Origin of the sequence: Marinomonas algicola, assembly GCF_014805825.1 — a bacterium.
GTDB classification, from domain to species: Bacteria; Pseudomonadota; Gammaproteobacteria; order Pseudomonadales; family Marinomonadaceae; genus Marinomonas; species Marinomonas algicola.
Genome location: NZ_CP061941.1, coordinates 3,898,710 through 3,925,318, shown reverse-complemented (window position 1 = coordinate 3,925,318; position 26,609 = coordinate 3,898,710). Strand labels below are relative to the sequence as shown.

The window sequence follows — 26,609 nt, the reverse complement described above, 5'->3', positions numbered from 1 at the left end:
ATGTTATTTAATGGCTGGGAATAAAATATGAATGATATGTTGGATCAAGGGGCCAGTTGGGCTCCGTGGATTATGGAAATGATATTGAACCTTGCAATTGCAATTGCAATTTTTATCGTAGGTAAAATGTTAGCGTCTAAAGTCGCTAAATTTGTCGAAAATAGAATGTTAAAGTCCAATGTGGATAAAGCGGTAGCGGGATTTGCATCAAGCATTTTATATGCTTTGATGTTTGCAGGTATTGCTTTGATGGCATTGGGTCAGCTGGGTGTTGAAACAACCTCCTTTATTGCCATTCTTGGTGCGGCTGGTTTGGCTGTCGGTCTTGCTTTACAAGGCTCATTGTCTAACTTTGCTTCTGGTGTATTGATTATTCTATTCCGTCCATTTAAAGCGGGTGACTTTATTGATGCTGCTGGACAAGCTGGGACAGTGGATCGTATAGAATTGTTTTCTACTTACATGAAAACGCCTGATAACCGCGTTATTATTATTCCTAACTCTGCGATTGCGAATGGTGCGATTGTAAACTTCTCTAAAGAGAAGACGCGTCGTATCGATCTTGTTATTGGTATTAGCTACGATGCAGATATCAAATTAGCCAAAAATATCATGCAAGAAATTGTGGATGCGGATGAACGTATTCTAAAAGACCCGGCTTGTGGTATTGCGGTTTCTGAACTGGCGGATAGTTCGGTAAACTTTAACCTTCGTCCTTGGGTTAATGCGGCAGATTATTGGGCTGTTAGAGCGGATATCTTAGAAAAAATCAAATACACTTTTGATGAGCAAGGCGTTGGTATTCCTTACCCTCAAATGGATGTACATATTCAAAAAGAAGCAGAATGATTGGCTTTTTTTAACTCAATATCAGATTAACTGATACGAGTAGAGATAAGAAATACCTCGATGATAAAATGCATCGGGGTATTTTTTTTGCCTTTGAAAACAATAGAGAAAAATCCATTACTGATGATTGACAGCGTTTATTCTAAATTGTTTTGGGGATTCTTTGGTGAGGCGTTTGAAAAATCGAGTAAAATAAGCTGGGTCATGAAAACCAAGAGTGTAGGCGATCTCGCTAATGCTGAGAATGGTGTACATTAAATAACGTTTCGCTTCCAATAGCACTCGGTCATGGATGAGCTGTAAGGCACTTTTCTGAACAAATTGTTGGCAGAGGTTATTTAAATAAGGCGCCGTGATGCCTAGAGTCTTTGCATAGTCTTCTACTTTTTTGTGCTTCACAAAGTCTTTATTAATTAGGTCGTTATAGTGATGTAGGTAGTCACTTTTTTTGCTGTTAATGTGATTCGAATGAGTGTGTTGAGATGAGTTTCTTTCTAACCAAATACCGAGTAATTGCACTAAGGAACCTAATGATTCAGAGCGTCCGCTCATAATGGATTCGCTGTATTCCAGATGAATTAATGAAAAAATAGAATCCAACGCCGGTTGGTTTTTTTTGATTGGAATAATGCGTGTTGATTTAATTGTGGTTTGTTCTTTCTTGAGTAAACGCTCAACTCGTTCAAGTAAAGGGTTTGCTATGGACAATACGTATCCTTCCACCTCTTTAGACCAAAGGAAATCATGTACACACATTTCAGAAATAACAATGACTGATGGCGCTGTGATGGCGATGCTTTTGCCATCGATATTCGCTTCGCCTTCCCCTTTTCGGACATAAAATAGTTGGCTTAAACCATGATGTCTGTGAGGGCGAATTTTGAAATGATGGGCTCTACTTTTGGTGATGAGCAATTCACTATGAAGTAAGTCCGGTGTGACTTGTTGCTCTTGTTCACCGTAGAACTGTACGGTTGGAATAGGAAAATTATTTGTCATCAGGGTAATTTATCCATCTATATTCGAAAAGTACAATTTAATGATGGTTTTGTCCCTTAATTATGCCTCTATATTCGATAAAAATACATAAACTATATATTGCAAGGTAACTTGCTCCCATTAATAACAACTAAAGGGTAATCAACATGGCTTGGCAAAAACATGATTATGACGATATCCCAGGCACGTACGTGTTTGACGGTCAACGCGCCAACTCGGCATTTAATCTAAATAAAATGGCGTTTTCTTTAAACGATGCGGCCAATCGTGACGAGTTCGCGGCTGATATGGATGCGTATTGTCGTCGATTTAATGTGACTGACGAACAACGTAAAGCGGTTGTGGAAGGCAATTTCTTAGAAATGTTGAGATTGGGCGGAAATATCTATTATCTAGCAAAATTAGCCACCTTCCACGGGCTTAATATGCAAGATGCTGGCGCGTCTTTTCATAACATTACCACGGAAGAGTTTAAGCAAATTTTGCTAGATAACGCCGAAGGTTTTAAAGACGAATTAGAAAAGCGTGGAGGTTACTGGAATGGCTAAAGTTATTGGTGGAGTTACCACTTCTCATATTCCTGCTGTTGGCAATGCCATGGCAAATAAATTAGAAAACGACCCTTATTGGAAGCGTTTTTTTGATGGCTACGAGCCGGTAAAAGCGTTTTTAGAAAAAGAAAAACCGGATGTAGCGATTGTTGTTTATAACGACCACGGTTTGAATTTTTTCTTGGATACGGTACCAACTTTTGCTATTGGTTGTGCCGATGAGTACCACAATGCCGATGAAGGTTGGGGGATTCCAACAACAGCATCATTTAAAGGGGATGCTCCTTTATCTTGGCACCTTGCCGAGTCTTTGATCAATCAAGGCTTTGATATGACCATGTGCCAAGAAATGAAGGTGGATCATGGTTGTGTAGTGCCAATGAGTTTAATGTGGCGTCATCTGCCTGAGTGGCCATGTAAGCTGATTCCCTTGGCGGTTAACACCGTACAGCATCCTTTGCCAAACGGTAAGCGTTGTTTCGATCTAGGTAAAGCATTACGCAAAGCCATTGAATCATATCCAGAAGATACGAAAATCGTCATCTTGGGTACCGGTGGAATGTCTCATCAGCTTCAGGGTGAACGATCAGGCATTATCGATGTCGATTTTGATTTGAAATGCATGGATTGGATTGTGAACGACCCTGAAAAAATGTACGAGTTAAGTAACACGGAGATCATGGATATCGCAGGAACAGAAGGGATAGAAGTGATTATGTGGATGGTAATGCGTGGGGCATTGTCCCCGAACGTAAATCTATTGCATAAGCATTATCATGCGCCTATATCCAATACAGGTGCCGGTGTGTTGTTATTAACAGATGGTACTGACTGACGTATTCGAACGTTAATGCTGGAATGTTATTGAAAAATAAAAACCGCAAGTGAGGGTGTGTTTCTCACTTGCGGTTTTTTATGTTGTTATGAAAGCAAATAAAATCTGTTATTTGCGTTCATTTTCGAATCGATTACGTATTCCAATACAGTTCCATTGGGTTATCCACCAACAATTTTTGTTGCAGTTCTTTCGTTGGTGCAATGTGGGGAATGACATCCACAAGGTGACCATCGTTAGGCGCTTCCACTTTCATATTCGGATGTGGCCAATCGGTTCCCCATAACACACGATCAGAAAAATTTTCCACCAATGTGCGAGCAAATGGATACACGTCAGAATAGTCGGGAGCATGCTGCGTCAAACGTTCTGGGCAACTTACCTTACACCACACATTGTCGTTGTCAGCCATGAAGTGAACAAAACGCTGGAAGTCGGGATGATCGACACCATTAGCAATGCTTGGTGTTCCCATGTGATCAACGACTATGGTTGTGTTCAGCTCTTTTAAGAAAGGAATCAAGTCTTCTAAGTCGGCGGCTTCAAAGTACACAACGATATGCCAACCAAAAGGACGGATTTTTTCCGCAATCGAGAAAAAAACCGCTCTTGGTGTACTGTCGACAAGGCGTTTCACAAAGTTAAAGCGCACACCTCGAACGCCTGCTGCGTGCATGGTTTCAAGTTCCGCATGGGTAATGGAATCATCTACAAAAGCGACACCACGAGCCAAATCGCCGGCGGTTTCTAGTGCATCCACCAAGGCGGCGTTGTCTGTACTGTGGCAGGAGGCTTGCACGATCACATTGCGAGTAAAGCCAAGATGGTCGCGCAAGGCAAACAGTTGCTCTTTTGATGCATCGCAGGGCGTGTACTTGCGTTTTGGGTGATAGGGGAATTTATCCGCCGGGCCAAAGACATGGCAATGCGCGTCAACAGCGCCAGCGGGTGCGATAAAGTCCGGTTTACTTGGGGTGTCATGGAATGGAATGTAATCGATGTCCATAAAGGTTCCTATGTATTAGTCGGCGAAGACGTCGCCATCAAAAAGTTTACGGGCGGTTCTCAAGATCGCCGCGCTTTGGGCCTCACCTTGCTCGTTTATATTGAGTATAACCGTCATTTCGCCGATGGGGTGTTCTACCGGCATGGCTTTAATGTCGCCTTCTGGGATAGTTGAGAGCGCATGAGCGGGTGAATCAGGCAACATACAGGCCGTCGCGACGCTGACCGCGCCGAGAACACCAATAGAGGCATGACATCGATGAGGAATAAAAGTACGGGTTGAAATACTGCCGCCTCTAGTGGCGCGACTGACCATGGTCATTTTAGGAACAGACTTATGGCTGACGTCACCTAAATTCATCATAGGGCCTACTTGCAAGCGAATGGCTTCCAGTTTGGCTTTTAATGTCTCGTTTTGCTCAAGCTCTTCCCGCGTTTCATCGCCTGATACGCCCATGGATTCGGCTGTCATGATGACGACGGGCATACCATTGTCGATACAGGTAACAGGTACGCCATTAATCACATCAACTTGATTACCGGTAGGCAGTAGCGCGCCGCAGCTCGATCCTGCCGTATCTTGAAAGGTAATTGGAATGGCGCTGGCTTTGCCGGGCACGCCATCAATATGTGCATCGCCTTGGTAGCTTACTTTTCCATTAGGCGTTGCGACTTCTTCGACGGCTATTTGCCCGGTATTTTCCATGTAGATGGCAACGGATGTTGTGGTTGATGAGGCTTCTACAAGACCTCTTTCAATGGCAAAAGGGCCAACGCCAGCCAGAATGTTGCCACAGTTTTGTGCGTCGGTGACCGTGGCTTGATCGACAAAAACCTGTAAAAACAAATAGTCAACGTCGACGCCATCACGGGTGGATTTTTGCACTACCGCGACTTTAGAGGTAAGTGGATCAGCACCACCAATGCCATCAATCTGACGCGCGTCAGGTGATCCCATAATGCGCAGCAAGAACTGATCTCTTTCTGCGACATTCCTGGGCAAATCGTCGGCGAGGAAATAGGCACCTTTAGATGTGCCTCCTCGCATCATCATGCAGCGAGCGGAATTAGACATACTTCAGGCCTTTTTCTTTCAAGCGACCACGCATATTGTAGATGTCTAAGCCCAATTCGCCATTTTCCATGCGAATACGCTTTTCTTCTTCACGGGCAACGCGGGCTTGCGCTTCGGCTAATACCGCTTCCGCTTCTTCACGACGCACGACAACCACACCATCGTCGTCAGCAATAATAATATCGCCTGGATGAATGATTTCGTTGGCGCAAGTCATGGTAATATTGACCGAGCCAAGGGTTTCCTTAATGGTGCCTTGTGAGAAAACGTGCTTCGCCCAAACAGGGAAATTCATTTGGCGCAGGTCGCGTGTATCCCGTACACCGCCTTCGATGATCAAGCCTGCCACGCCGCGAGAAAGCGCCGATGTGGCCAATAAATCACCAAAAAAACCAAAGTTAGATGGAGACGTAGGGGCAAAGACCATGATGTCACCCTCTTGGCATTGTTCAATGGCCACATGCATCATCCAGTTATCCCCAGCGGCACCTGAAATGGTGATGGCGGAGCCTGCGATGGTGACGTCTTGTTGGATAGGTCGCATGTAATCGGCCAGTAAACCACGACGCCCCTGAGCCTCGTGAACCGTTGCTACCCCACATTCTCCCAGCGCTTTAATAATCACAGGGTCCGCGCGTTCGATCTTTTGTACTACAACATTGCCTTGCATGTCTTTGCTCCTAAATCTGAGTGTGAATTATTCGACAATCTTTAAACGACTGAATACACGGCGCGCATTGCCTTCGAAAATTTGCTGCTTTTGTTCCGTGTTTAACAGTGTGTTATTGTCGATATAGCGTTTTGTGTCGTCAAAATAATGACCTGTCTCTGGGTCAATACCACGTACCGCACCGATCATTTCAGAGGCAAACAAAATGTTTTCAGTAGGGATAATGTCCAGTAGTAGATCGATGCCTTTTTGGTGATAAACGCAGGTATCAAAATAGATGTTTTTCAACGCGGAGAGTTCTAATGGTTCATAGCCTTGGTCTTGCATTAACCCTCTGAAACGTCCCCAGTGGTAAGGTACGGCACCGCCACCATGTGGAATAATGATTTTCAAATCAGGGAAGTCTTTAAAGACATCCGACATAACAAGTTGTTGGAAGCCTGTCGTATCTGCCCCCAGATAATGCGACCCGGTGGAATGGAAGCAATCATTACAAGAAGCGCTGACGTGAATCATGGCTGGCACGTCTAATTCACACATTTTTTCGTAAAGAGGGTAAAAAGAACGATCACTTAACGACGCATCTTGCCAATAACCGCCAGATGGATCTGGGTTTAAATTACAGCCAATAAAGCCCATTTCTTCAACCGTACGAACAAGTTCGGCCACAGACTTGGCTGGGTCGACTCCGGGCGATTGAGGTAATTGAGCAACCGGGGCGAAATTCTTTGGGAATAAATCACAAACGCGCTTAATCAGATCGTTTTGATGTTCTGTCCAATATTGGCTCGTGTGTTCATTACCAATATGATGCCCCATCCAGCTTGCGCGAGGAGAGAAAATAGTCAGGTCTGTGCCACGTTCTTTTTGCAGTCTTAATTGGTTGCTTTCAATGCTTTCAATAATTTCATCGTCACTAACAATTACCTTACCTTTTGATCCTTTAAAGCTAGGGTCTTTGGCAACCTCTTGTTTCTGTTGGTCTCGGTACGCGCCGACACCTGGTGGCGTAGTTGTATAATGTCCATGGCAATCAATAATCATTTTACACTCTCTGTTATCTACGGCTCTTCTTTTTGTAATAGAAGTGTTATTGAAAAGCGATCGACTATTGTAAAAAAAAGCGATCACCGAATGCGATACAGTATTGAACTCTACGTAGGGTATGGCTATTTGGTTTTTAAAGTAATGGTATTCAATTTTGATATAGGTTATGTTTTTATCTTGGCAAAATAAGGAGATTGTTATGGCTTTTGAAGTCCCTAATATTCGACATCTTAGGGTTTTTTTAGAAGTGGTCGATTGTAAAAGTATTGGTAAAGCGTCAGAAAAAGTCTTTTTATCTCAACCGGCGATTACTCAAGCGATTGCAAAATTAGAAACCGAGTTAGGAACAGCGTTATTTCAGCGTAGAAGTGATGGTATGTATGTGAGTGAGTCAGGGACTCTCTTTGCCTTTAGGGTGCAAAGAGCACTCGATATGATTTTGTCCGGCTTAAAAGGCGCCATGCGTTTAGGCGGCGGAAAAATAAAACCGACGCGTCTGTTGCAGCAACTGACGACAACTCAGCTAAAGGCATTGGTGGCCGTCACCGAAGCGCATAACTTCAGTGCGGCAGGCCGTAATATGGGCATTTCCCAATCGTCTTTGCACCGTGCTGCACGTGAGCTGGAAGGGTTGTTGGGGGTGGTGTTATTTGAAAAAAACAGTCTTGGTATCGGTTACACAAAAGCGGCTCGTATTCTATCACGTGCCTGCAAATTGGCCTTTTCAGAAATTCATCAAGGGCGTGATGAAGTGGATGCGCTGCACAATCGTGAAGTGGGGCAATTAGTCATTGGTAGCATGCCTTTAGCGAGAACCTCAGTTTTGCCTCACGCAATCATTCAATTTTCTGACCAACATGCCGATTTTCGTCTAAAAATTCAAGATGGTTCCTACGATGATTTGTTGTATCACTTACGTCACGGAGAGATTGATTTATTATTGGGCGCATTGCGCTTCCCGCCCCCAGCGGAAGACATAGAGCAAGAGGAGTTGTTTTGTTCTCCAGTGGAAATTGTGGCTCGTCCTGACCATCCTTTGTTTCATGTGCCGCAGGTGACTCTCTCTATGCTGCGCGGCTACCCGTGGGTAGTGCCACATGAAGGGACGCCAACGCGCGCTATTTTCGAGTCTTTATTCGTCGATGCGGGTTTGAGTACACCTGAAAGGCTGGTGGAAAGTGGCTCGCAATTGTTAATCAAATCGCTGCTGTTAGACAGTGATCGATTAACCATTATTTCCGAAAATCAAATTCAATATGAATTATCAATGGGTACGCTTAAGTCAGTTCCTTATGATCTTGTTGATGCGACACGGCCAATAGGCATTACCGTAAGAAGAAGCTGGAAGCCAACGAAAACACAGCTTTCATTTTTGGAAAAGTTACGTTCATCGGAATTAATTAAAACCATTAACAAACCTAATAAAACACCTTAGCTATGCAAAAAATGAATAGCCATATTGGTTATTTAATTATCTTCGACAAGATACCAATGTTAGATTTTTAATCAGATAAATAAGGTATTTTAACATTCAGTCAAACGGTTATTTAGACCTATTTTAAAACGTATTTAAAAACGGAGTAAGCCGAAATGATGAGAGTATGTATTGCGGGTGCCGCCGGCGCTTTTGGCATGAAACATTTAGACGCCATCAATGCGATAGAAGATGCGGAAGTCGTCTCCGTTGTTGGTGGCCGTAATTTGGAAAAAATCAAAGCTTTTGCTGAAGCGAATAATATTCCTCATTACACAACGGATTTAGCGGAAAGCTTAGCCCGTGATGATGTGGATTGTGTGATCTTAGCGACGCCAACTCAAGTGCATGCGGAACAAGTTGCTCAATGTCTACGCGCCGGAAAACACGTACAAACTGAAATCCCAATGGCGGATAACCTTGAAGACGCTAAAGCCATTGTGGCTTTGCAAAAAGAAACGGGTTTAGTGGCTATGGCGGGTCATACGCGTCGTTTTAATCCGAGTCATCAATGGATACACAATAAAATTCAAGCGGGTGAATTAAACGTATTACAAATGGATGTGCAAACCTACTTTTTTCGCCGTACAAACACCAATGCCAAAGGTGAAGCGCGTTCTTGGACGGATCATTTGTTATGGCATCACGCTTGCCACACGGTCGACTTGTTCCAGTATCAGACAGGCCAAACGGCGTCTCAAGTACAAGCGATGCAAGGTCCAATTCACCCTGATTTAGGCATTGCATTGGACATGAGTATTGGTATGAAGGTACCGGACGGTGCGCTGTGTACGCTCTCGTTATCTTTCAATAATGATGGTCCTTTTGGGACTTTCTTCCGTTATATTTGTGATAATGGCACCTATGTTGCGCGTTATGATGATTTAGAAGATGGTAAAGGTAACCCGATAGATCTATCGGATGTGGCCGTTTCATTTAACGGTATCGAGCTTCAAGACCGTGAGTTCTTTGCTGCCATTAGAGAAGGTCGTGAACCGAACTCAAGTCTAGCGAAGTGCTATGCGGCCATGGAATCATTAGATCGTTTGGAAAAATGTTTAGACGCTGAATAGAAAGGCTCAGGTCTCGAATCGTTTTTTGTTTTCTCTCATCCATGTCATCTGCTTAAAGAGGGCATGGATGTTTTGCATTAAGGAACCGTAAATTATGACTACTCGTAAGTTTGGCTCATTTGACTGTGCTCCTATCGGACTAGGATGCATGAATTTATCCCATGCCTACGGCACTCCGCCATCAGAGAAAGACGCCGAAAACCTGTTGTTAAGTGCGCTAGACATGGGCTACAACTTACTTGATACGGCGGCGCTCTATGGTTTTGGCCATAATGAACAATTGTTAGGCAAAGTACTCAAATCTCGTCGTCATGATTATATCTTGGCAAGCAAGTGTGGCATGTTTAAAAATGCCGAGGGTGTGCGTGAAATTAATGGTCGCCCAGAGGTGGTTAAAAAAACCTGTGAAGACAGTCTGCGCCGTCTGCAAACCGATGTTATTGACCTGTATTACTTACACCGTTGGGATAAAAATGTGCCAATAGAAGACAGTGTTGGTGCGTTATCGGATTTGGTAAAAGAAGGTAAGATCAGAGAAATTGGGTTGTCGGAAGTGTCTTCGGATACAGTGCGTAAAGCGCATGCGGTACACCCTATTGCCGCGGTCCAAACCGAGTATTCTTTATGGACTCGTAATGCTGAAATTTCGGTATTAGAGACTTGCCGAGAACTGGGTGCCACGTTTGTCGCTTTTAGTCCGCTGGCGCGAGGGTTTTTAACAGGGGCATTGACGGAGGTAAATAGTCTAGTAGAAAAAGACATACGTCGTAATATGCCGCGTTTCCATGCAGAGAATTATGCTCATAATTTAACCCTGTTAGAGCAAGTGGCGTTGATCGCTAAGCAAGAAGGCTGCACATTGGCGCAATTGGCATTGGCGTGGACATTAGGAAGAGGAGAGCACATCGTTTCTATTCCTGGAACGACCAATCTAACGCACTTATCGGAAAACTTTAGCGCGGCAGAGGTAGAACTTAGTGCCACGTCTTATCAGCAATTAGATGAAATTCTGAATCAAAATACGGTAATGGGAGCCCGATATAATGCCGCAACACAGGCGGAGATCGATACCGAAGAGTTTGCATAACGCGGTTTTACCGGCCGTTCAGTAATAAGGGGTCATAGTGTTGATTAATGGTTGGTGGTTTCATAGTTATTGTCATTACGATAAAGACTTGGTGAACCCCCGGCCATTTTTTTGAAGAAGCGAGAGAAGTAGGCAGGGTCTTTAAAGCCTAGAGCATAAGCAATCTGATCGAGTGGCTCACGGGTATAAATCAATTTCCGCTTGGCTTCGATCAATAACCTGTCTTGCAGTACATTTTTTGTCGCGCTGCCAATGGTCTCGTGACACAAGCGATTTAAACTGGATACAGACATATTCATGGCTTTCGCATACTGAGCCACTTTCCATTGTTCGTGGTAGTGGGCTTCCATTAACTGCTTGAACTGATCGAGTAAGCGGTTACTGCTTTGATTGTCGTCCGTGGATAATCGGCTGTAATCGGCTTGTCTTTGCAGTGTCACCAACACCATTCTGACCAACCATTCCAACATAACTTGTTGACCACTGTAATGATTTTTAATTTCGGCTTTGATTAACTGTAAATATTGTTTGAGCTGATTAAAAAGTACATTTTTCGGATCAATTTGAATGACACTGGCCATCCGCGTTAACCCTTCAATATAGTGGTGTGCTTTTTGCTGAGTCTGATCCGCTAAAATGGGGTCCGCTAGCGTTAAAATAACCCCATCGGTATCGGGTGAAAAACGAAACCCATGCACGGACCCTGCTGGAATTGTGATGGCCCAACCTCCCGTTAAATGATGATTCTGCTCATCAATTCTGACCTCAATCCTGCCATCAAAGATGCATAAAACCTGAAACATACGCCCATGACGATGAGGTTTTATTAACCAACCATTTTCACTGCTGCGAGTAGCAATGTCTTCAATGTGGACAAAGCCAGGGTCCTTATTTGAAGTGGCTTCGCCATACAAGGAGAACTGGGGGATATCTTGTTTTTCGTTGCTCATAAGGCGCTTTTCTGATTCTGTTTGTACAAATTAGTAATACTCTCTTTGATTGAAAAGTACAAGTATTTGTCCGATAAGTGAATTCATAAGGTGGCTTTTAAAGGCCATTATGACGTTATACAAAACAGCTTTTAGTTGTGTGACTAATAATAAAAATGTGAGAAGAGAGTCTTTATGAAAACCATCAAAACTCAAGTCGCCATTATCGGTGGCGGCCCATCAGGTTTGCTGCTTGGCCAACTGTTATCTAAGCAAGGTATCAGTAATATTATTCTTGAACGCATGACTGGCGAGTATGTGCTGGGACGTATTCGAGCGGGTATTTTGGAGCAAGGTTTTGCGGATCTGGTGCGTGAAGCCGGTGTGTCCGAAAGAATGGATGCGGAAGGCATTGTGCATGAGGGCTTTGAGTTAGCGTTCAATGAACAAAGCACATACATCGATGTAAAAAATTTAACAGGCGGTGATACCGTCCTTTGTTATGGTCAAGTTGAAATCACCGCTGATTTGATGGAAGCTCGAGACGCCGCAGAATTAGAAACCTATTATGAGGCGAAAGACGTTGAACTGCATGATGTCAATACAGAGTCTCCAAGTGCCACCTTTACTCAAAATGGTGAAACTTACCGTTTAGAGTGTGATTACATTGCGGGTTGTGATGGTTTTCATGGGGTTTCTCGCCCAACGATTCCGGCGGAGCTTCGGACTGAACATGAAAAAGTGTATCCGTTTGGTTGGTTGGGAGTGTTAAGTGAAACGCCTCCAGCAAGCAAAGAGCTTATTTACAGTAAGTCGGATCGAGGTTTTGCTTTGGTGAGCATGCGTTCTGAAACCCGTTCACGTTATTACATTCAAGTCCCTTTAACCGATAACGTTGAGGACTGGTCAGACGATGCTTTTTGGGATGAATTAAGAAAGCGTTTGCCGCCAAAAGCCGCCGACAATCTCGTTACCGGACCCAGTATTGAAAAAAGCATTGCGCCATTACGTTCGTTTGTTTGCGAACCGATGCAGTATGGAAGATTGTTCTTAGTTGGTGATGCGGCACACATAGTGCCTCCAACAGGGGCAAAAGGCTTGAATCTAGCGGCATCGGATGTGGCTACCTTGTATAAAATCATGACACGCGTTTATAAAGAAGGAGACGCTTCTTGCGTGAGTCAGTATTCAGACATTGCGTTAAGGCGTGTCTGGAATGGTGAGCGTTTTTCTTGGTGGATGACTAATATGATGCATAAGTTTGATGCGTCCGAAACGTCAGACTCTGAGTTGGGGAATGTGACATTCTCTCGTTTTATGGCGTCAGAATTAAGTTACTACACGGGGTCTGAGAGCGGCAAAAAAGTCATTGCTGAGCAGTATGTTGGCCTGCCTTATGAAGATCTAAAGCCTTAGTGTAAGCGGGCCTGTTGCAGAGGCGCTAGCGACTTAGGCCAGGCGCCAAATTATGTTAATGTAAGGCGGGTTTAGTCAACGGACTTTTTAGCGTTATGATAAAGCACGTCTTACATTTTCTTAAGGCCATCGCTTCTGGAAGCGGTCGATGGCTTTTTCAGGCGAGGCCCATTGTTCCTATTATAGTAGTGGGAATCGAATACGCTTCACATCGATTTGCCACCTTGTTGCAAACGCTTAATAAACATCACTCAGTGCAGTACCAAATTATGGCGTTTGTGGATGACAATCCATGGCATAAAAAAGTGGAACTTTTCTCCGCAAAAGTCCACCCAGAAAGTGATGTATTGTCTTTGGTCCGTAAGCACTCTGTCGCCATCATTATTGAATTAGAAGGTGAGCGATTGACCCTTTCTCATGAGGTTTGGCAAGCCATATGTGCATTGCCAGAAAAAGACGCTACTTGCATTAAGTTAACCATAAAAAAGGATTCACTCGAAGATCTTGCTGCTTTACAGCACGCTTTGGAAGGCACAGTGCCTTCCTAGCTGAGTGCACTTTTATGGTAACGGTGGGCATTGAGAAAAGACACGCCTTGTGCAGTTCTGGCACTTTGGTTGATCAAGCAATGGCACCAATTTGGTCAGTGCTTCATCAATGGTTGGGTAAAAGTTATCTTCTCCTAATTTAGCTAAATAGTTGTTTGCGGATAACTCGTCTTTCACCGTATTTTTCAGGGAGCAGAAGTGCAAGTGATGGCCTGCTTTTTTCATTCTAGATGATTCTTGCAGGAGCATTTCAGCGCCAGCCACATCAATAAAATTCACGCCACTGCACAGTAGAATAAGGTGGGTGTTTGCTTCTATCTTGGTGCTGGTGTCGATCAGTGTTTTTTGAATATGATCCGCGGCCCCAAAAAAAATGGAACCATCAATGCGCACGGTTTTTATTTGTGGGCACTCCGACAATTGAAAACGTGAAATGCTGCGTAAGTCCGTTCCTTGGTCCAGTGTTTTGGGGGCCACTTCCATGATTCTTGGATTGGCTGTGCGTTTTAAATAAAAGATTAACGACAGCAATACGCCCAGATAAATAGAAAACTCCAGTTCAACAATCAAGGTGGAGAAGAAGGTGACGCTTAAAATGGCGGCCTCTTGCTTGTTACTGCGAAGAATTTGGCCAATGTGGTGGGTATCGATTAAATTCCATGAAATTAACAGAATGCCGCCTGCCATAGCGGGCAGAGGCAGATATTCGGTCACTTGTGGAACGAACACGATAATCACCACCAAGATCATAGCGGCAAAAATGGACGCCAAAGGGGTTTTTGCGCCTGCGTCGTAATTGACCCCAGAGCGAGTAAAAGAACCTGAGCCAGGGTAACAGGAGAAAAAACTCCCGACCACATTAGATAATCCTTGACCGATAAACTCTTGGTTGCCGTCGATACGTTGCCCTGAACGGATCGCAATGGCCCTAGCAATCGATACGGCTTCGACTAACCCCAAAATAGCAATGGCGATGGCCCCCGGCAGAATGCGGCTAATAGTGCCTGCCGACAAATCTGGCAAGGACAGTGGAGGCAAACGGCCAGAAAGAGCACCAACAAGCGGAACATTGTGTTGCTCGCCACTCAGTAAAAAACACGTTACGCTGCCGACAATCATGCCAAATAACATGGCGGGCATTTTTGGGTAGACTTTTTTTACAAAAAGAGTGGCGGCAATGGTGATGACAGCAATACTGACAGAGTAAAAATTGATGAGTGAAAGACCTTGTAACAACGCCTGCCAACTTTCAAAAAAAGACGACCCAGAAGGCACAGGGATGCCCAAAGCGTGTTTTAATTGGCTGGTGGCAATCAGTACAGCGGCTCCGGCGGTAAAGCCAATCACGACAGTATGAGAAATAAAATTAACCAAGATACCCATTCGGGCCAATCCCATGCCCAGTTGAATGATGCCCGTTAATAAAGTCAAGGTCAGCACAACCGGAATAAAAGCGTCCGTTCCTTGAGGAACCACACTGCTGACGACACTCAACACCACAATCGAAATGGCGGCCGTTGGTCCAGAAATAAGGTGCAATGAGGAGCCAAATATCCCGGCAATCACAGGCGTTACGATGGCTGTGTACAAACCGTATTCGGCGGGTAACCCAGCTATAAGGGCATAAGCGACACCTTGTGGCAGTACAATAATGGCGCCAGTTAATCCCGCCAACAGGTCGGCGAAAAAGGAGTGTTTGTTGAGTGTCCTACCCCAGATTAAAAAGGGCATCCATTTTCGGGCCGACCCTGTGGGCCAAGGCGTTGTCTTTCTTTTCATGGTATTTTTCCGTATGTCAACCTCAGTGTTGGCCTTGTATCAGGGCATTTTGTTGAGTGGTTAGGTTCGTTTTTGCATTAGCTTATAATGTTAAGCGATACTAGATGGCATGAAAAACGAAATTAATTGGCTATTACGGCCAAAAAAATAGGATGTTGATTTGGATACCACCTTATTGCAAACCTTTGTAGAAGTGTCGAAAACTCGGAACTTTGGGCAAGCTTCCATTAACCTGAACGTTTCTTCCTCTACGGTCAGCGCTAGAATAAAACAATTAGAATCCATTATGGGGGTGTCGCTGTTTATTCGTCGGCATCATGAAATCAGTTTGACACCCTCTGGTGAAGGACTCGAGCGGCACGCGAACTTCATTCTCAAAGCGTGGGAAAGAGCCTATGAAGACACGGCCCTCAGTCAGCGACACCACAGACGCTTGGTGGTCGCGGCGGTCTCCAGTTTATGGGATATTTTTGTACAAGACTGGCTCAATGACATTCATATTTCCCATAAAGAGCTCAGCTTACGCGCTGAAGAAAGTACCCCATTACGTGTGGTGGAAAAATTGGATCAAAGCTTGATTGATGTGGGGTTCATGTACGAGCCACCTTCCATGAAAGGTTTAATTGTTCAACAGGTGGCCATGGTGCCCATGATTCTGGTATCGGACAAACAAGGTATTTCAACCGAGAAAGCGGTCGCTGAAGGTTATATTCGTGTCGAATGGGGCACGGCCTTTGCTGTGATGCACGAGTCTCACTTTCCTCAACGACCCCTCGCCCGTGTACGAGTCAACAGTGGTAGAGTCGCCCTCAGTTTGATTCTAAACAATGGCGGTGCCGCCTATTTACCCGATGTCATGGTCAAGCAAGCACTGGAAGTTGGACAACTGCATCAAGTCGTCGACGCACCCGTGATCGAAATGCGCGCCTTTGCCGCCTATAAATCCCAAGGGGAGCATAGCGCCTTGATCAAATCCATACTGGCAAAGATCTGATTGTTCAGTGTGTATCAATGCATGGGCTTTATGCTACCCATCCGCACAAACGGTGACTCTGTGCAGTCGCCTTGGTTGGTCGCCGTAGTCGGTAACGGCGTAGTGTTGGGTGTTGCGGTTGTCCCAGAGGGCGACTGAACCAGCTTGCCATTGAAAGCGTACTTGAAATTCGGGCGATCTGGCGAGTGCAAAGAGTTCGTTTAACAAGGCTTGGCTTTCAGCGTCTTCCATGCCAACAATAGAGCGAGTGAATTGCTCATTGACGAATAAAGTTTCTCTTCCTGTTTCAGGGTGACGTGTAACGACTGGGTGAATGACTGGCGGGTATTCTTTGGATTTGTTGGCGACGAAGCTTTGTTGCTTGCCAGGTTGATCTGTTTCATGGCGGTCGTAGCGGCTGCCTTCGAAGGCGTGTAGGGCATGATGACCTTGCAATGTTCGCAGGTAGTTTTTTTGCTCAGCGGGCACCCTGTCCCACACCGCTTGCATGGAACACCAGACAGTGTCACCTCCGGTTTGTGGCACATACTGAGCGTGCAGAATAGAGCATTTAGAAGGCTTTTCTTGCCAAGTTAAATCCGTATGCCAGAAGCTTTCCCCAGGAGGGTTGCCTCGCGAGGTTTCAATGATAACCACTTGATCGGCGTCGTCTAAATGAGGAAAAAAAGGGTGCACGGCTTCGATTTGACCAAAGCGTTGCCCCAATTTAAGATGCTCCTGAGGAGACATGGTTTGTTCTCGAAAGAATAACACCTGATGTTTGAGAAAGGCTTGTTGCAGTTCATTAAAAGCAGGCTCGTCCAGTTCTGCCAGCTGAATGCCTTCAATGAGAGCGCCTATGTGTTGCGATAATGGCTGTATTTTCATATGTCTAAAGGCCTTTGCTCGGTTGTTAACAGCGCTAATACAGTATTAAAAAAGCGTCAAAATGATCATTTGTAATCGATTGCTTCCTCTTTGTCATCGGTTTTAGCATTCTTTTATCTGTTATCTACTTCTGATTATTAACGTAGAAGGCTGTGCATGAGACTTTTTATTGATCACCAGAAGAAGGCTTTATACGTCAGCGCGTCGCAAGAAGTGATTTAGCAGTTGATTTGCTACAGGGGTTAAGGGTTTGTCTCGTCGAAAAATTAGTTGCAGTTTATTGACAGCCATTCCTTCTTTAACGTCGATCTTACAAAAGCGACTTGAATAGGATGGATCATTTAGCCAAATTTCAGGCATCATGCCTAACATATCTGTATTTTCTATCATGGCGAGAGAGCTGGTAAACGAGTGGCATTCAATATTGATATTTGGCGGTGTCAGGTTCTTTGTTTCATAAAAGTCATTAATTAATGTTGTTAAATGCCCTCCTGAACCGATTTGCACCCACTTTGCACTGTGTAATTCAACCAAACTGTTTCTATTTTTAAATGGGTTGTCTCGACGACCAACAATCGCCATCGGGTATTCTTTTATAGGGTGCACTTCAAATTCTTTATTAGAGAGTAAGTGAGGTTTAGTCACTGCGGCAATGGCGAAGTCAATTTCAACCGTACGCAGCTTTTCAACAGCGGACGCTTGCAAACCTTCAAATATGTGTATTTTCACTGCTGGATGAGTATGAAGGAACTGTTTAATGACCAGGGGGGCTAATAGCATGGCGGTAACAGGGGATAGCATAATGGACACAGAACCATTGACTTCTCCTCTCATCTGTTTGATTTCCTCTATTGCTTTCGCGCTTTCTTGGGAAATAGTGGTCGCTCTGATGAGGAAGGCCTTGCCAAATTCTGTCAGATAAACCCCTTTCGTTCCACGAGTTAATAAAGGGGCTCCAACCTCTTCTTCTAAGGCTTTAATTGCTTTAGATACGGCGGGTTGAGATAGCTCAAGTTGTCTAGCCGCTGCTCGGATACTGCCACTTTGTACTGTAGCAAGAAAGACTTCAATCGATTTTATTTTCATAAAGCGGCTCGTTAGTTATATAAAAAGTAATACAGTGATGCCAAAAAGTTATCATAAAGACTAAATTTACATCTTAAGTTTTCACCTGACTTTTTGCTAGTCTTAGTCCATCTGATACAAAAATAACAATAGGAAGTGAAAATATGTTTTTACGTTCAATTAAGTTGGCTGCTGTGAGTGTTGCTATCGCTTCATCTACTTCTGTTCTGCAAGCGAAAGAGTTAATTTTTAACAATTTTTTTCCACCGTCCCATTTTATTCATGGGGTGATGAATGAATGGATAAGTGATGTAGCAGAAGCGACGGATGGGCGAGTCACATTCATTGTGCCAGCCGGTACATTGGCACCACCACCACAGCAATTATCGGCTGTTAAGTCGGGTATTGCCGATGTGGCCATGACAGCGAATATCTTCATTCAAAAACAAGTACCCGTATTAAGTTATTCCTCTTTGCCTTTTTTAGTGAGTAATGCCGAAGCGGCGTCTGTCGCCAATTGGCGTACCTATGAAAAATTCTTGGCGAACAAAGCACCATTGAAAAAGTACGGTGTAGAAATGTTAAGCGTGTTTAACTATTCAGGAGGGAATTTGTACGGTCTAGAAGACAAGCCTATAGAAACCATAGAGGAGTTAAAATCTAAGCGTCTATGGGCTCTTCCAGGTTACACGGCCAATAATATTAAAAATATTGGGGTCAGTCCTGTGACGGGTCCTGCGGTAAAAGTCAGTGAAGTGGTTTCAAAAGGGGTGGTCGATGCCTTCTACGGTATTTCTTATGAAAGCGTTACGGACTTTAAAGCCTCACCGTATACTAAAAATATCGTACAGTTTCCTTTTGCTGGAACCTCCACCAGTTTCTCATTATTTATAAATAAGCGCACTTGGTCGAAAATAAGCGAAGAAGATCAAATGCTTATTAAGCAGCTTTCCGGTGAAGCGCTCTCTCGAAAAGTCGGTAAGGCCGCCGCAAATGCATCTTTAGTTGCATTAACTGCAATGGAACTGTCCGGTATAAAAGTCATACCAGGGTCGCAGGATCTATATCAAGGATTACAACATGCGGCTAAGCCACTGTTCACCGATTTCGTCAAAAAAGCCGATAAAATTGGTGTCAACGGTAATGAAATGCTGAATTTTTTCAAATCTGAAAACGCCAAAGAAACCAACAACCTATCTGAATAATTTAAGCGAGGCTTATTCACTAAATAAGCCTCGTCCTGTATTACCCCTTAAATGTAAAGAGGTGTTTTATGCATCGTTTTTTATATCACTCTGGGCAGTGGTTAAGTGCACTAGCGTTAATGGTGTTGATCTCCATGACGGTGACAGATGTGGTGTTACGTTGGGTGTTTAATAGCCCTATATATGGATCAAATGAAATAGCAAATCTGCTACTTACTTTGTCTATAGGTGGCGGTCTAGTGGTAACGGCGTCCGATAGAAGTCACATAAAAGTAGATATTTTAGAAGGTACGTTCTTACGTATGTTTGGTGAAAAATATCATGCCTTTGTGAAGGCTTTAGAGGTATTAGGAACCTTCTTATTTGCCTTTATTGTTGGTGTTTATACCTATGAAGCTTGGGAGTTTGAAGAAGCTACCGTGGTGTTGGAATGGCCGATTGCTCCTGTCTTTTTTGTCACAAGTGTCTTTTCCGCGCTGTCCGCTCTTTATATTTTTCGACCAATAAAAAGGAGTGATAGACATGTTTGAGGCTCTCATCGGTTTTGCTGTACTTATTGGTGTCAGTCTTTTAGGCGTCCCCTTAGCCTTTGCAACCTTATTGGTTGGCCTCATAGGGTTTGCGTATTATCGAGGCTTAGAATCGTCTTTGTTTATGGCCAGTCAGCAGGTTGCTGAACTTATAGCTAATCCTAATCTGGTTGTTGTCCCTATTTTTATTCTTATGGGTGAGCTCGTTCGTCGTGCCGGTATTACGGACGAATTATATGAATTAGGTCAACATATGATGGGGCGCTTTAAAGGTGGACTTGCGATGGCGACAGTGATTGCAAGCGGTGCTTTTTCGACTGTATGCGGTAGCTCTATTGCGACGGCCGCAACTATGACCAAGGTGGCGTTGCCGCCGATGAGACGGCTAGGCTACAAAGATTCTTTATCTGCTGGAACAGTGGCAGCAGGTGGCACTTTGGGAATCTTAATTCCGCCTAGTGTTCCTATGGTTATTTACTGCATTTTTGCGCAAGAAGACATTGGTAAAATGTGGATGGCTGGCATTGTTCCAGGTCTATTAATGATGACCTTATTTATCTTAACCATCATTATAATGGTTAAAGTAAAACCAGATTTGGCCGCATCCGCAGACATAAAAGAGTTGGAAGTTAAGCCTGGATCATTAATGCGAGCACGTAGTTTTCTTGTGCTGTTTGCCATTGTTTTAGGTGGTATTTATTTAGGGGTTTTCACACCTACGGAAGCGGCAAGTGTGGGGGCTTTTGGGGCATTTTTATTCTCTCTTCATCGTGGAAAAATGCGCACCTTAACGGAATACCGTGAGGTTATTGGTGCTTCAGCAGGTATTTCAGCGTCTATTTTTGCTGTGGCCTCGTGCGCTTTAGTGTTCAGTCAGTTTGTCAACATCAGCGGTTTGCCTTTTGAGTTAGTTGACCTAATGGATCAATGGGGGTTGACTGGGATCGAGCTGGTTATCGCGATCAGTATATTATGTGTTTTCTTGGGTATGGTATTCGAAGTTATTGGTATTTTAGTTTTGATTATTCCTATCTTTCTCCCTTCTTTAGCCGCACAAGGTATCGACCTTATTTGGTTTGGTGTGATTGTTATTATTTTGGTTGAACTTGGACTGGTTACCCCTCCATTAGGAATCAATGTTTTTACGGTTAAAGCCGCACAACCAGATATTCGTTTAAAAGAAGTATTTATGGGCGTGACGCCGTTTGTGATGGCGATGATCGTCACAGCAATGTTAATACTTTATTTTCCGTCGATTGCTATGGGCTTACCGAATTTGATGCGCTAGGAGAAGAGTGTGAATCAGCAGAAAAATAACAACATATTATTTATTATGATGGATCAATTACGTTGGGATTGTTTGTCTTGCTACGGGCAATCAGTAATTGAAACACCTAATATTGATCGTATTGCATCGAAAGGCGTGCGTTTCACTAAGGCTTATGTTCAAGGCAGCAGTTGCGGTAATTCGCGCGCTTCGTATTACACAGGGCGACATGTACGGTCACATGGCGCTACCTGGAATGATTGGCCTTTTCATGTCGCTGAGTGGACGCTGAGTGACTATTTAAAACCGTCTGGTGCGGAAGTTGTTTTACTGGGAAAAACCCATATGAAACCGGATCTAGATGGGATGTCACGCCTTGATATCGATATCAATTCTCCTGTTGGGCAGCATGTTAAAAATGCCGGGTTTGTCAAAGGCGAGCATGATGATGGACTGCACCCAGAAGGGCCTCTGGGTCGCTATAGCAAGGTTGACCCTGAATACAATAAGTGGGTCAAAAAACAAGGTTACCAAGGTGATAATGCGTGGTTACAGTGGGCTAATGCCGTTGTAGATAACGATGGTAAGGTTCGCTCTGGATTTTTTATGCAGCATGCTCACTTGCCTGCACGAATACCTCATGAATTATCTGAAACAGCTTATATGACCAACAGAGCCATAGAGACCATTAATTCGCTTGAAGGAAAGTCCTGGTGTCTGCATCTTTCTTATATTAAACCCCATTGGCCATTTGTGGTGTCAGCGCCTTATCACGATAGGTATCGAGGGATTGACTTACCGCCGGCGATTAAATCAGAGAAAGAGCGAGAAAATCCACATCCTATTTATCGTGAGTTTATGAAGATTGGCGTCGCTAAGGTGTTTTCTGATGACGCGAAACGCAATCATGTTATGCCTGCGTATCTTGGGTTAGTGAAACAGCTAGATGATGAGCTAGGGCGATTATTCAAGCACCTTGAAGAGAAAGGTTTGGATCAGAATACCAGCATTGTTATTACCGCAGATCATGGGGAATATCTCGGTGACCATTGGCTGGGTGAAAAAGACCTCTTTCACGATTCGGCCATTAACGTCCCGCTGATTATTCATGATCCGTCACCTGCCGCAAATGCGACTCGAGGGCAAGTTTGTGATGAATTAACCTGTGCCATTGATTTGATCCCTACCTTTATGGAATTAATGGGACAAGAACCGCTTTATCACCGTTTAGAAGGTCGATCATTGTGCCCCATTCTTCATGGTGGCGAATTTGAACCTGAGCGTGACATTATTGTTTGTGAGGACGATTATGGTCGATTGCCCGTGGCAAAAGCGCTGAAACGCACGCCCTATAATGCTCGTATGACGATGGCCTTTGATGGACAGTATAAATTTATTCACGCGCTGGGCTTTGACCCCATTTTATTTGATGTGAAGAATGATCCTCAGGAGTTTTTTGATCTAGGTCGAGATTCTGGTTATGCCCATATCCGTTATCAAATGCAGGAAAAACTACTGGATTGGAGTGCCAATTTACGCAACCGAACGGCGGTTAGTGAGGAGATGTTTCAGAGCTCTGTTGGCAAATCATTACAGCAAGGCATACTTCCTGGGTTTTGGTGTGAAGAGAGTGTTCCTCCTCATCGCAAAATTCCGACGAAGACAGGCATCTTCTAACACCATGCAACATTGATACTGTTATTTACCACAAACATTCAATGGAAGGTTTTTCCAATGCAACCATTAGACAAGCTTAAACAGCACAGTGAGCGTTTCCAAAAATCGATACAAGAGCCATCTCAAGGTATCTGGATTGCCATTGGTTACGCCGCCTCCAATGTGTCGATTGTCAGTACATCCGCTGGTTTAGTGATTATAGACACAACAGAAAGCACCACGGCGGCAGACAATATTTTGCGGGATTTACGCAAAATCACACAAGATAAAGTGGTCGCTATCATTTATACCCATGGTCACCGTGACCATGTAGGCGGTGCGTCTGTTTTTGCGGCGGAGGGTTTTGAGCATGAAAAGGTAAAGATTTATGCCAGAGCCAATTTAAGCAATGAAATGGCAGAAGGCGGCAGTACGTCCAACCCTGATGTCATTTTTAGAAAGCGTGCCGCCCGCCAATTCGGCATTCCTCTTCAAGCAGGAAGTGAGCGCATTAACCTTGGCATTGGCCCAGCAGATCGACCTATTGAAGGCTTAGGAAAAGGTTTTCTAACGCCGACAGACACGTTTTCTGACGACGCACTTCGTTTAAATATTGGTGATCGTATATTCGATCTAATCGCCGCTCCGGGAGAAACCAACGATCAAATGATGGTGTGGATGCCGACCGAAAATATTGTGTTTGCAGCGGACAACTTTTACCACTCTTTCCCTAATCTGTATGCCATTCGCGGCACATCTTATAGAGACTTTGAAGTCTGGGCGGATACCTTAGATAACATCCAATCCATGGGGGCGGAACTTATGTTAACCGGACATGGACAGCCAGTCGCTGGAAAAGAGGCCATCTCCCAATGTTTGGGAGATTACAGCGCCGCTATTCGATTTATTATTGAAAAGTCAGTTGAGGGCATGAATAAGGGAATGACGCCAGATGAGTTAGTGGCGTTTGTCACCCTGCCAGAGCCGCTACGCAGCCGACCTTATTTAGCCGAGTTTTATGGCACGGTGGAATGGTCTGTAAGAGCGTTCTTTGCAGGCAAAATAGGGTGGTTTGATGGCAACCCGACGCACCTTTTTCCTTTTACGCCGCAGGAGTACTCCAACCGATTTATCGCGCTGGTGGGAGATGAGAAACTCTGCACTGAACTTGAGACCGCCATGACCAAGGGAGACTATCAATGGGCATTGCACTTAACAGATTGGTTATTACAACATTCCGATTCTATTAAGGTTAAACAGACTCGTATCAAGGCATTACGACAGATTGCTGATTTACAAATGAACGCTCCTGCTCGTAATTATTATTTAACCTGTGCGCTTGAACTACAGAACAGTTTATAACGAGAATTAAAGATGAAAGAGCTTTTAAATTATATAAACGGTGAATGGCTCAAATCCGATAAGCCATTTATTAAAGTGAGCCCGGTAAACGGTCGTGAGATTGCGACGGTATATGAAGCCGATAAAGCGATGGTTGACCTTGCCGTTCAAAAAGCAAAAGAAGCCTTTGAAGGAGAGTGGGGGCAAGTGACACTGCAAGAGCGTTGCCGATTACTGCGTAATGTGGCGGATATTATGGAACGCCGCAGTGAAGAATTGATGCTGGCAGAAAGTACAGACGTTGGCGTGCCGTATCCGGCCGCCCGGATGTTAAATGTAGGGCGTTCGGCGTTTGCTTTTCGCATGTATGCTGATGAGGTGGCCAATATGTTTGAGCAGTCCCATCAATTTACCCCCCCTAACGGCGGTCATGCACTGCATTATACGATGCGACGAGCAAAAGGTGTGGTAGGGGCCATTTCACCTTGGAATGTGCCTTTATTGCTTCTGGTCTTTAAAGTCGCCCCTGCGTTGGCCATGGGCAATTGTGTGATTGCGAAACCGTCAGAAGTAACCCCTCAATCCGCCACTTTGTTAGCGGAAATTATTGAAGAAGCCGGTTTTCCCGCTGGCGTATTTAATTTGGTACATGGCTTTGGCGCGAACTCAGCAGGTGCTTTTCTAACAGAAAACCCAGACGTAGCCGCTTTCGGGTTTACAGGAGACACCAGCACGGGCGAAATTATTATGCGAAGTGCGGCAAAAGGCGTGCGAAATGTCTGCCTTGAATTAGGCGGTAAAAATGCAGGGATTGTTTTTGCTGACGCTGATTTAGATAAAGCCGTTGCTGGAACCCTGCGTTCAGCATTCACCAATTGCGGTCAAATTTGTTATTCAACAGAACGCATGTATGTAGAGCGCCCCATCTTTGATGAATTTGTGAAACGCTTAGGAAACGCCGTTGGCAATATGAAAATTGGCTCACCTGAAGAAGACGGCGTACAAATGGGGCCCTTAGTGTCTCACCATCATAGGGATAAGGTGAAATCCATGATAGATGAAGCCCTAAAAGACGGTGCGACATTCGTCACTGGCGGCCGCATCCCTCAATTTAATGATGAAAAAGATAATGGTGCCTTTATTCAGCCCGTTGTAGCGATTGGCCTCCCTGAATCGGCTAGCTTTGTTCGTAATGAGGTATTTGGTCCTGTCTGCCACATAGCCCCATTTGATACGGAAGAAGAAGTAGTCAAACTAGCTAACAATACAAAATACGGCTTAGCTTCTTCCATCTGGACACAAAACTTTTCTAAAGCGCACAGAGTCTCCTCTAAAATTCGAGCGGGTAATATTTGGATCAACGATTGGCAGTTAAGAGACATTCGTACGCCAATGGGCGGTCTTGGTGCTTCTGGCGTTGGGGCTCAAGGCGGCAGAGAATCATTGGAGTTTTTCTCAGATTTAATCAACGTCACAGCCCGTATCGATTAGTTATCTATTTATTCTTTAGGAGAGTTTTATGCGAATTGCAGTCACTGGCGGAGCCACTGGAATTGGTCAAAAAGTAGTTGAGTTGATTCATGCACAAGGCGGAAAAGTTACGGTATTTGACATTCTTAAGCCAGATTACGAAGTAGATGAATACATTGAATTAGATTTATCAGAACCTGACAGCATTAAAGAAGCGGTTGCAAAAGTATCAGGACAATACGATGCACTGTGTAATGTGGCGGGCTTGCCTCCTCGAGCAGGCAATGCGCTTTTAGGACTCAAGGTCAACTTTATGGGGACGCGCGAATTTACGGAATCCATGTTGAGTAAACTAAATTCAGGGGCCTCTATTGTTAATGTGGCATCAAAAGCTGGAGCAATGTGGCGTCAGAATATAGAGCAAGTAAAATCATTGATGGCTTTGTCTTCTACAGATGAATTGGCCCAATTTTGTAAAGCCCATGACATTGATGATGTACGTGCCTACAACTTATCCAAAGAAGCCGTCATTGTGTGGGGCATGGCTGAATGTGAAGCGTTATTAAAACAAGACATTCGAATCAACTCCGTTAGCCCTGCTGCCATTGAAACAGGAATATTACAAGATTTTAAAGACGCATTCGGCGAAAAAACCCTTAAGAATATTGCTCGTGTTGGCCGAGCGGGTTGGCCTAAGGAGGTAGCAGAAGTCATCCTGTTCCTTGCTTCATCACAAAGCAACTGGTTGAAAGGCATTGATATTACTGTCGACGGTGGAATGGGAGCCTGCCACCTTACCGATGCATTTACGCTTCCTAAGCGTTTAAGCAGGTCTTAAGTTACATGTGAATAATGATGACACTGTGATTATCTTGTT

General features: G+C 44.3%; 25 protein-coding genes. 16 read left to right on the top strand and 9 right to left on the bottom strand.

Going from position 1 to position 26,609, the window contains the following annotated elements:
* Window positions 1-27: 27 nt before the first annotated feature.
* Window positions 28-849, top strand: a complete 822-nt coding sequence (locus IEZ33_RS17885) for a mechanosensitive ion channel family protein (protein WP_191601357.1) — start codon at window positions 28-30, stop codon at window positions 847-849.
* A 117-nt stretch (window positions 850-966) separates the two neighbouring features.
* On the opposite strand, the gene IEZ33_RS17880 is transcribed toward IEZ33_RS17885, so the two are convergent.
* On the bottom strand, window positions 967-1,848 hold the full coding sequence (locus IEZ33_RS17880; RefSeq protein ID WP_191601356.1) for a helix-turn-helix domain-containing protein: 882 nt from the start codon (window positions 1,846-1,848) through the stop codon (window positions 967-969).
* Window positions 1,849-1,994: 146 nt separating this feature from the next.
* On the opposite strand from IEZ33_RS17880, the gene IEZ33_RS17875 reads away from it, so the two are divergent.
* Window positions 1,995-2,396, top strand: coding sequence for a protocatechuate 3,4-dioxygenase (locus tag IEZ33_RS17875; RefSeq protein WP_191601355.1), 402 nt, complete (start codon window positions 1,995-1,997; stop codon window positions 2,394-2,396).
* A complete protein-coding gene (locus tag IEZ33_RS17870; RefSeq protein ID WP_191601354.1) occupies window positions 2,389-3,234 on the top strand; it encodes a class III extradiol dioxygenase family protein in 846 nt (281 codons plus the stop codon). Before IEZ33_RS17875 ends, IEZ33_RS17870 begins: the two co-directional genes overlap by 8 nt.
* A gap of 133 nt (window positions 3,235-3,367) precedes the next feature.
* Here the strand turns inward: IEZ33_RS17870 and IEZ33_RS17865 are convergent, their stop codons facing one another.
* Genes IEZ33_RS17865 through IEZ33_RS17850 form a run of 4 tightly spaced genes read right to left on the bottom strand, consistent with a single transcriptional unit; the run spans window position 3,368 to window position 7,028 of the window.
* Complete coding sequence (locus IEZ33_RS17865; protein WP_191601353.1) at window positions 3,368-4,240, bottom strand: amidohydrolase family protein; 873 nt, start codon at window positions 4,238-4,240, stop codon at window positions 3,368-3,370.
* A gap of 15 nt (window positions 4,241-4,255) precedes the next feature.
* Window positions 4,256-5,314 carry a 4-oxalomesaconate tautomerase gene (locus IEZ33_RS17860; protein ID WP_191601352.1) on the bottom strand — a complete coding sequence of 353 codons (1,059 nt, stop codon included), beginning with the start codon at window positions 5,312-5,314 and terminating at the stop codon, window positions 4,256-4,258.
* Window positions 5,307-5,984: a 4-carboxy-4-hydroxy-2-oxoadipate aldolase/oxaloacetate decarboxylase gene (locus IEZ33_RS17855; protein WP_191601351.1), complete on the bottom strand. Its 678-nt coding sequence runs from the start codon at window positions 5,982-5,984 to the stop codon at window positions 5,307-5,309. The genes IEZ33_RS17860 and IEZ33_RS17855 overlap by 8 nt, the downstream gene beginning before the upstream one ends.
* Before the next feature lie 27 nt (window positions 5,985-6,011).
* On the bottom strand, window positions 6,012-7,028 hold the full coding sequence (locus tag IEZ33_RS17850; RefSeq protein ID WP_191601350.1) for an amidohydrolase family protein: 1,017 nt from the start codon (window positions 7,026-7,028) through the stop codon (window positions 6,012-6,014).
* Between the two features lie 202 nt (window positions 7,029-7,230).
* Here IEZ33_RS17850 and IEZ33_RS17845 point away from each other — a divergent pair, with 202 nt between their 5' ends.
* The 3 genes from IEZ33_RS17845 to IEZ33_RS17835 all read left to right on the top strand — a co-directional run bounded on the left by IEZ33_RS17845 (window position 7,231) and on the right by IEZ33_RS17835 (window position 10,665).
* Window positions 7,231-8,466, top strand: a complete 1,236-nt coding sequence (locus IEZ33_RS17845) for a LysR family transcriptional regulator (RefSeq protein ID WP_191601349.1) — start codon at window positions 7,231-7,233, stop codon at window positions 8,464-8,466.
* Window positions 8,467-8,624: 158 nt separating this feature from the next.
* Window positions 8,625-9,578 carry a Gfo/Idh/MocA family oxidoreductase gene (locus IEZ33_RS17840; RefSeq protein WP_191603697.1) on the top strand — a complete coding sequence of 318 codons (954 nt, stop codon included), beginning with the start codon at window positions 8,625-8,627 and terminating at the stop codon, window positions 9,576-9,578.
* Between the two features lie 94 nt (window positions 9,579-9,672).
* Window positions 9,673-10,665, top strand: coding sequence for an aldo/keto reductase (locus tag IEZ33_RS17835; RefSeq protein WP_191601348.1), 993 nt, complete (start codon window positions 9,673-9,675; stop codon window positions 10,663-10,665).
* A gap of 44 nt (window positions 10,666-10,709) precedes the next feature.
* Here IEZ33_RS17835 and IEZ33_RS17830 read toward each other — a convergent pair whose 3' ends face one another.
* Window positions 10,710-11,615: a helix-turn-helix domain-containing protein gene (locus IEZ33_RS17830; RefSeq protein WP_191601347.1), complete on the bottom strand. Its 906-nt coding sequence runs from the start codon at window positions 11,613-11,615 to the stop codon at window positions 10,710-10,712.
* Window positions 11,616-11,798: 183 nt separating this feature from the next.
* Here IEZ33_RS17830 and pobA point away from each other — a divergent pair, with 183 nt between their 5' ends.
* Both pobA and IEZ33_RS17820 read left to right on the top strand, forming a co-directional pair.
* The gene (gene pobA / locus IEZ33_RS17825) at window positions 11,799-13,010 is read left to right on the top strand and encodes a 4-hydroxybenzoate 3-monooxygenase (protein WP_206696973.1); all 1,212 of its coding nucleotides are present in this window, start codon (window positions 11,799-11,801) and stop codon (window positions 13,008-13,010) included.
* 95 nt (window positions 13,011-13,105) lie between these two features.
* The gene (locus IEZ33_RS17820) at window positions 13,106-13,558 is read left to right on the top strand and encodes a nucleoside-diphosphate sugar epimerase/dehydratase (protein WP_191601345.1); all 453 of its coding nucleotides are present in this window, start codon (window positions 13,106-13,108) and stop codon (window positions 13,556-13,558) included.
* Window positions 13,559-13,570: 12 nt separating this feature from the next.
* On the opposite strand, the gene IEZ33_RS17815 is transcribed toward IEZ33_RS17820, so the two are convergent.
* Entirely contained in the window at window positions 13,571-15,337 is a 1,767-nt protein-coding gene (locus IEZ33_RS17815; protein WP_191601344.1) for a SulP family inorganic anion transporter, read from the bottom strand.
* 160 nt (window positions 15,338-15,497) lie between these two features.
* On the opposite strand from IEZ33_RS17815, the gene IEZ33_RS17810 reads away from it, so the two are divergent.
* Window positions 15,498-16,331, top strand: a complete 834-nt coding sequence (locus IEZ33_RS17810) for a LysR substrate-binding domain-containing protein (RefSeq protein ID WP_191601343.1) — start codon at window positions 15,498-15,500, stop codon at window positions 16,329-16,331.
* 33 nt (window positions 16,332-16,364) lie between these two features.
* On the opposite strand, the gene IEZ33_RS17805 is transcribed toward IEZ33_RS17810, so the two are convergent.
* Both IEZ33_RS17805 and IEZ33_RS17800 read right to left on the bottom strand, forming a co-directional pair.
* On the bottom strand, window positions 16,365-17,198 hold the full coding sequence (locus IEZ33_RS17805) for a TauD/TfdA dioxygenase family protein (protein WP_191601342.1): 834 nt from the start codon (window positions 17,196-17,198) through the stop codon (window positions 16,365-16,367).
* 189 nt (window positions 17,199-17,387) lie between these two features.
* The gene (locus tag IEZ33_RS17800) at window positions 17,388-18,284 is read right to left on the bottom strand and encodes a LysR substrate-binding domain-containing protein (RefSeq protein ID WP_191601341.1); all 897 of its coding nucleotides are present in this window, start codon (window positions 18,282-18,284) and stop codon (window positions 17,388-17,390) included.
* Between the two features lie 143 nt (window positions 18,285-18,427).
* Between IEZ33_RS17800 and dctP the strand changes: the two genes are divergently transcribed.
* The 7 genes from dctP (at window position 18,428) to IEZ33_RS17765 (ending at window position 26,570) form a co-directional block, all read left to right on the top strand.
* Window positions 18,428-19,468 carry a TRAP transporter substrate-binding protein DctP gene (dctP, locus tag IEZ33_RS17795; RefSeq protein WP_191601340.1) on the top strand — a complete coding sequence of 347 codons (1,041 nt, stop codon included), beginning with the start codon at window positions 18,428-18,430 and terminating at the stop codon, window positions 19,466-19,468.
* Between the two features lie 68 nt (window positions 19,469-19,536).
* On the top strand, window positions 19,537-19,998 hold the full coding sequence (locus IEZ33_RS17790) for a TRAP transporter small permease (protein WP_191601339.1): 462 nt from the start codon (window positions 19,537-19,539) through the stop codon (window positions 19,996-19,998).
* Window positions 19,991-21,286: a TRAP transporter large permease gene (locus IEZ33_RS17785; RefSeq protein ID WP_191601338.1), complete on the top strand. Its 1,296-nt coding sequence runs from the start codon at window positions 19,991-19,993 to the stop codon at window positions 21,284-21,286. Before IEZ33_RS17790 ends, IEZ33_RS17785 begins: the two co-directional genes overlap by 8 nt.
* Window positions 21,287-21,295: 9 nt before the next feature.
* The gene (locus IEZ33_RS17780) at window positions 21,296-22,942 is read left to right on the top strand and encodes a sulfatase-like hydrolase/transferase (protein ID WP_240009570.1); all 1,647 of its coding nucleotides are present in this window, start codon (window positions 21,296-21,298) and stop codon (window positions 22,940-22,942) included.
* Between the two features lie 57 nt (window positions 22,943-22,999).
* Window positions 23,000-24,283: an alkyl/aryl-sulfatase gene (locus IEZ33_RS17775; protein WP_191601337.1), complete on the top strand. Its 1,284-nt coding sequence runs from the start codon at window positions 23,000-23,002 to the stop codon at window positions 24,281-24,283.
* A gap of 12 nt (window positions 24,284-24,295) precedes the next feature.
* Complete coding sequence (locus IEZ33_RS17770; RefSeq protein ID WP_191601336.1) at window positions 24,296-25,753, top strand: aldehyde dehydrogenase family protein; 1,458 nt, start codon at window positions 24,296-24,298, stop codon at window positions 25,751-25,753.
* A 28-nt stretch (window positions 25,754-25,781) separates the two neighbouring features.
* Window positions 25,782-26,570 carry a coniferyl-alcohol dehydrogenase gene (locus tag IEZ33_RS17765; protein ID WP_191601335.1) on the top strand — a complete coding sequence of 263 codons (789 nt, stop codon included), beginning with the start codon at window positions 25,782-25,784 and terminating at the stop codon, window positions 26,568-26,570.
* Window positions 26,571-26,609: the final 39 nt, after the last annotated feature.